The sequence below is a fragment of the Leifsonia sp. GW821-FHT13C09 genome (assembly GCF_058806435.1).
On the sequence record NZ_JBXAPS010000026.1, the window covers coordinates 1 to 5,969 of the forward strand.

General features: G+C 64.9%; 4 protein-coding genes, 1 pseudogene and 1 riboswitch. Of the genes and pseudogenes, 4 read left to right on the top strand and 1 reads right to left on the bottom strand.

Features of this window, described 5'->3' with window-relative positions:
• Window positions 1-370, bottom strand: a pseudogene (locus tag AC1ROW_RS22045) (transposase); the annotation flags it as partial.
• Between the two features lie 306 nt (window positions 371-676).
• On the opposite strand from AC1ROW_RS22045, the gene AC1ROW_RS22050 reads away from it, so the two are divergent.
• The 4 genes from AC1ROW_RS22050 (at window position 677) to AC1ROW_RS22065 (ending at window position 5,528) form a co-directional block, all read left to right on the top strand.
• Window positions 677-901, top strand: a complete 225-nt coding sequence (locus AC1ROW_RS22050; RefSeq protein ID WP_493021822.1) for a hypothetical protein — start codon at window positions 677-679, stop codon at window positions 899-901.
• Window positions 902-1,369: 468 nt separating this feature from the next.
• Window positions 1,370-1,539: riboswitch (M-box (ykoK) riboswitch) on the top strand.
• Window positions 1,540-1,787: 248 nt separating this feature from the next.
• Window positions 1,788-3,419, top strand: coding sequence for an Nramp family divalent metal transporter (locus AC1ROW_RS22055; protein ID WP_493021824.1), 1,632 nt, complete (start codon window positions 1,788-1,790; stop codon window positions 3,417-3,419).
• Between the two features lie 65 nt (window positions 3,420-3,484).
• Window positions 3,485-4,705, top strand: coding sequence for a magnesium transporter MgtE N-terminal domain-containing protein (locus AC1ROW_RS22060; RefSeq protein WP_493021826.1), 1,221 nt, complete (start codon window positions 3,485-3,487; stop codon window positions 4,703-4,705).
• 40 nt (window positions 4,706-4,745) lie between these two features.
• The gene (locus AC1ROW_RS22065; protein WP_115697618.1) at window positions 4,746-5,528 is read left to right on the top strand and encodes an MgtC/SapB family protein; all 783 of its coding nucleotides are present in this window, start codon (window positions 4,746-4,748) and stop codon (window positions 5,526-5,528) included.
• The last annotated feature ends 441 nt before the right edge of the window (window positions 5,529-5,969 follow it).

The following is a 5,969-nucleotide window of genomic DNA, read 5'->3' on the forward strand; positions in this document are numbered from 1 at the left end:
TCCTTGTTCGCGTCGATGAAGACGACTACTTCCGGTAGTGGCGGTCGAGCTCCGCCCCGAAGAAAGACGCCGCCCGCTTCAGCACCTCGTTGGCCCGGCGAAGCTCCCGATTCTCCTGCTCAAGCTCCCGCACCCGCTGTGCTTCGGCGCTGCTCACGCCCTGGGTGACGCCGTCGTCGATATCGGCCTGCTTGACCCACATCCGCACCGACTCGACCCCGTAACCCAGCTGCGTCGCGACCCGCTGCACCGTTCCTTGCGTGACGCCGAGCTCGGCGCGCAGCGTTCTCACCATCCGCACCGCGGCGGCCTTCTCCTCGCTCGAGTAGCGACGCGTCGTCGGCTTCCCCGACGCCAGTTCCTTCGGCATAACCCCATCCTCGTTTCCAAGGTCAGGAGCCTCCAACAAACTCAGGGCGCTTCACTCCTCGGTCACGCAAGCCTCCAAACGACACGCGGCTATGTCGCCGTATTCGACGAGGACGTGGTCCGCCACTACCAGCTCCACCTAACCCGACGCCGGCGACTGCGGCCTCAGGACGAGTACCGCGATACAACAGTTTCCGAATGGCAGGAGTTCGAGGAGCACTTCGACAGACGCAAGGTCGAGCTCGGAGCCTGCGGCCGGCCCTACGGAACACCATGCGCCCACGAACACGCCTGCGTACGCTGCCCAATGCTTCACGTCGAGCCACAAATGATCGCCCGACTCGACGACCTCGAATCAGACCTCATCGCCCGGCGGGAGCGCGCAGAAGCCGAAGGCTGGCAGGGCGAGATCGAGGGCCTCGAAGTAACCCTCGATCATCTGCGACTCAAACGCGAGAAGGCCCGTCGGATGAATCCAAGCGGCCCTGTCGACCTGCCGATCCCAGCCTTCGGCCGGCCAAGCACTAACTGATTGTCCAGTTTCCGCTCGAGGTCTACCTCAGCCCGGAGGAACGCCTGGAGACTGTGAGTCCGCGTGGTCGCCGACTTTGCGGCATCCTGCGTCCGTGGACGATCTGAGTCTGCCCTACCCCCGGCCGATGGGGTGCAGCACATGGTGACCGACGACGGCCTGACGACGATCGCCGCGGTGGGCCCGATCCCGGGCCAAGTCGTGAGCGACGGTGCGAATTCTTGGCGGGAATGGCGCTCGACTGCGCAGATCGGACAGCTTCGGTTGGCAGTCGATAGCTGCAGCTGAAGCAGCTTGCGCGGCTGGTCTCGACCGCGAATCGATTATCTTTCCGCCAAGCGCCAGGTTAGGTTCGGCGTGGCTTGCTGGCGTCGCCGGAGGCGCGCATGTAAGGTTGTTTCTGCAAGGGCGAAAGAGGGCTTAATCCGCTGCTGTGGGTTGGGTTCTCGTATTTACAATCAGCCTGTTGGTGCCGATCGTTAGCTGAGGCTCCTTCGCGAACAGATGCCAGCGACCCCAAATGTCGAGAGACGCCACGGGTCAGGACAGGCTTCCCCGGATTAAGGGGTCGCCCCGATTGGCTCCCGAGAGTTCGGGTGACGTCGCGGAGTGCCAAAGGTCTTACGTGGAGAGGCGAGGCCGCTTGGCGGCTGTCCCTGGAGGTGCTCGGGTGCGCGAGCTGGGAGGTACGGGATGGACGACCATCATAATCAGGCGTTTAACAAGGCCCGCCTCCGCTTCGCGCTCCGTCTGGAGAGTGCTCGTCTCTAGCCTGTCGGGCTAGGGCGCCCCTTCTTTTCTTCTTCTTCTTCTTCTTCTTTTCGTCGCGCACGCGGCGGAAGGGTGATTGCTCACGCCCGGGTGCCGGGCACGAAAGCGACGACTCATGACCTCTATGCAGACCCCTTCGCAGCACGCCGCGTTGGATTCCGCGCACGTCGGCGATATCCAGGGCGCCTTCGGCACGATCCCGGTCGGGGATGACGCGGCCCGGGTGAAGCTGTCGGCGAAGCTGAAGACGCTGCTCGCTATTGTCGGGCCGGGGCTGATCGTGATGGTCGGCGATAACGATGCCGGCGCGTTCGGCACCTACACTCAGGCTGGCCAGAATTACGGGACGTCGTTGTTGTGGACGCTTCTGCTGCTGGTTCCGGTGCTGTACGTGAACCAGGAGATGGTGCTCAGGCTCGGCGCGGTCACCGGTGTGGGTCACGCCCGGCTGATCCTGGAACGGTTTGGAAAGTTCTGGGGCGCGTTCAGTGTGATCGACCTGTTCATCTTGAACGCGCTGACGATCGTGACCGAGTTCATCGGTATCAGCTTGGGTCTGAGCTACCTCGGGCTGCCCCAGGTCCCGGGCGTGATCATCGCGGCGGCTGTGATCATCGCCGCGGCCAGTACGGGCTCGTTCCGCAGGTTCGAGCGACTGTGCATGTTCTTGATCTTCGGGTCGCTGATCCTCATCCCGCTCGCGATCATGGCCCACCCGTCGTTCGCGGAGGTCGCCCACGGGTTCCTGGTGCCGGGGATTCCTGCGGGCGCCGACCTGTCCACGGTCGTGCTGCTGATCATCGGCATCGTGGGAACCACCGTGGCCCCGTGGCAGTTGTTCTTCCAGCAGTCCTACATCATCGACAAGAGGATCACACCCCGGTTCATGTCGTACGAGAAGATCGACGTGTGGATCGGGATCGTGATCGTCGTGATCGGGGGCGCCATCCTGATGTCCGTGCCCGCCGCGGTATTCGCCGGCCGTCCGGAGTTCGGCAACTTCACCGATGCGCTCGGTGTCGCGGAAGGCCTCGGGAAGTACGTGGGCCGGATCGCGGGGATGCTGTTCGCGGTCGCGCTGATCGACGCGTCGATCATCGGAGCGGCGGCGGTGGGGCTGTCGACCTCATACGCGCTGGGCGACACGCTCGGGCTGAAGCATTCCTTGCACCGCAAGATCCGGGACGCGAAGGGCTTCTACGCCACTTTCGCCGGCCTGCTGGTAGTCGCCGCGGTGATCGTGGTTCTGCCAGGAAGCCCGCTCGGTCTGATCACCGTCGGCGTGCAGGTGCTGGCAGGTGTGTTGCTGCCGTCGGCGACAGTGTTCCTCCTTCTGCTGTGCAACGACAAAGAGGTCCTCGGCCCGTGGGTGAACGGTCGGTGGCTGAATGTCTTCACCTCGGCCGTGATCGCGGTCCTGGTGATCCTGTCGCTGGTGCTCACGGTCAGCGTGATCTTCCCGAGCGTCTCGGGCGGCCAGATCATCACCATCCTGGTGGTCGGAGCAGCCGTGTCGGTCGCCGTCGGAGCCGGGTTCGCCGTGTGGCGCTTGCGTCACCCGGCCGCCCGGGCCGAGCGTGTGTCGCGGGCCGAGCGCGCGGCGTGGCGGATGCCACCGCTGACGCTGCTGAACCCTCCGCGCCTGTCCACGGGGAGGCGCTTGGGTTTGACCGTCCTGCGCGGCTATCTGCTGCTGGCTATGATCCTCGTGATCGTGCGCGTGGTGCAGCTGGCGCTGGGCCACTGAACCGATCCCATCGGAACTGAAGGGAGTTGAGTGCTGTGAACGGATCGACAACCATCGAGCACCGCATGCTGTCCGGACTCGTCCGCAAGCCGGTGAGAGACGGACGGGGTAACGTCATCGGCGCACTCTCGGACATCGTGGTGCGGCTGGGCCTCGAGGGGTATCCCTCGGTCGCCGGGCTGGTCGCGAGGGTGGGATCGACCTCCGTGTTCATCCCGGCCGCGGACGTGAGCGATCTCACCGACGACGGCGCGGTACTCAGCAGCGCACGCCTGGATCTTCGCCCGTTCGAGCGCCGCCCGGGGGAGGTACTGCTGAAAGAGGCGGTGCTCGGCCATCGGCTGGTCGACGTGGGCAACGCGCGCCTGGTCCGCGCGTACGACGTCTGCCTGGAACGCACGCCGACCGGGTGGGCGGCGACGGGGCTCGATGTGACGCCACCGAACTGGCTGGGACGGCGTCGGGCCGGGGAATCGTCGTTGCGCGACTGGAAGGGCTTCGACGTCCTGATCGGTCACGCGCCCTCAGCGACTCTCCGCGCCCGCTGGAAGAGGTTCGACGGACTGCGGGCAGCAGAGATCGCGGACCTGATCGAGGACGCCACGCAACCCGAGCGCGACGATCTGTTCCAGCATCTGCACGGAGACCCGGAACTCGAAGCCGACGTCATCGAGGAGCTCGACGACGACGAGCAGGCGAAAGTGCTCAAGAGCCGCGACACCGCCGACATCGCGGCCGTGCTCAGCCGGATGCACGCGGACGATGTCGTCGATGCGGTGCTCGATCTCCCGCAGGAGCGGCGGCAGGCGGTCGTCGACGCGCTGCCGGAGCCCCAGCGCCGGGACGTGCTGCGACTGATGCGATACCAGGGCCGCAGCGCGGGCGGGATGATGGGCATCGAATACGTCGCCCTTCCCGCCTCGGCGACCGTCGAGCAAGCTCTAGCCGCCGTGCGGACCGCTCGCACCCAGCAACCGCAGGCCCTGACGACCGTGTATCTGACCGATGACGGACTGAAGCTGAGCGGCGCGGTCACCATCGTCGCCTTGGTGCAGGCGGATTCGACGTCGTCGCTGAAGGATATTGCGGAAGCGGGGGCGGTGAGCGTGGTCCCATCCGATGACGTCGTGACCGTCGTGACCCTCATGTCCGACTACAACCTGCTGAGTCTGCCCGTGGTCAATGACGCGGACGAGATCGTCGGCATCATCACCGTCGACGACGCCCTCGAGGAGGCCATACCCGACGACTGGCAGCAACGGGAACGACGCCGCCACACCAGCTAACCATCGAAGCTAACCTCAGAGCGCAGAAGGGCGTCCCGTCATGACCCTCACCGATATCGACTATCTCCTGCGGCTGCTGTTGGCAGCGGGCTGCGGGATGCTTATCGGACTGGAACGCCAGTACCGTTCCCGTACGGCAGGGTTAAGAACGCAGGCTCTGGTCGCGCTTGGTGCGGCGTCCTTCGTTTTGTTCGGGATTCAAGTCGGCACCCCGCAAGCACCTCTTCAGATCGCGGCGTATGTGGTCTCCGGCGTTGGCTTCCTCGGCGGTGGGGTGATCCTCCGGCAGGGATTTACGGTGCAGGGGCTCAACACTGCCGCGACACTATGGTGCTCGGCCGCAGTTGGTTGCCAGGCCGCCGCCGGCCATGTGGTCCCGGCGCTCATTACGACAGGTATCGTGCTTTCGATCCACCTGCTCTTGAGGCCTCTCGGTCGGCTTGTCGACCGGGCGCCAGCCGCGAAAACCGACACAATCGGTGCATATGTGATCACAGTGCTCGTGGAAGACGAGAAAGAGCCCGAGGTGCGTGCGAGACTATCGGAGATCTTGTCCGCGCCGGATGTGATCGTCCAAGCGATGAGCAGCCACCTCGAGGGCAGCGAAAAGGGACACGAACTGTCACGGCTCAACGCCGAGATCCTGGTCGAGGGAAACGGGTCGGCACTGCTGGATTCCGCCGTCACCCAACTCTCGGCCGAACCTCGCATCCGGGAAGTCTCATGGCAGTCCGAGGATCCCGAACCGATTCCGGTTCAGTCCCTCGAGGGGACGGGCCGTTTCGGAGTCCGATCGCTGTGGAAAAGACGAGGCGACGCCTGATGACCGCTGTTCCGATCGACTGGACCATGTGAGCATGGACCTCCATGCGATCATTCCCCTCAGCATCGCCCTTGCCCTTTTCGTGTTGACGGGCAGCCTCGCTCTCATCGACGCCATCCGCGTGCGGCGCGCTCACCGTGATACGCGCCACGTGGAGCGCCACTCCCGTCGGTAGTGCTATCCAAAGGAACGGTGCGGCGAAGAAGGTCCCTCTCAGCCGCCCCCAGTGACGCGACTGCCGCTTTGAAGACGCCCGGTCCGACCGGTTCCCAGGTCTCCTGCCACGAGACCGTAATTCAGCGTTCGACGCCGATCAGCCGCGCTGCAAGGCCGAGACCGCTGGCCCAGCGCGGAGACGGCTCCGATCGTGAAGCGCCCTGGGTCTGATGGAGACTCGCGCTATTTGATTCCGACCAGCAGGTTGCGGTCGCCCTGGACAGC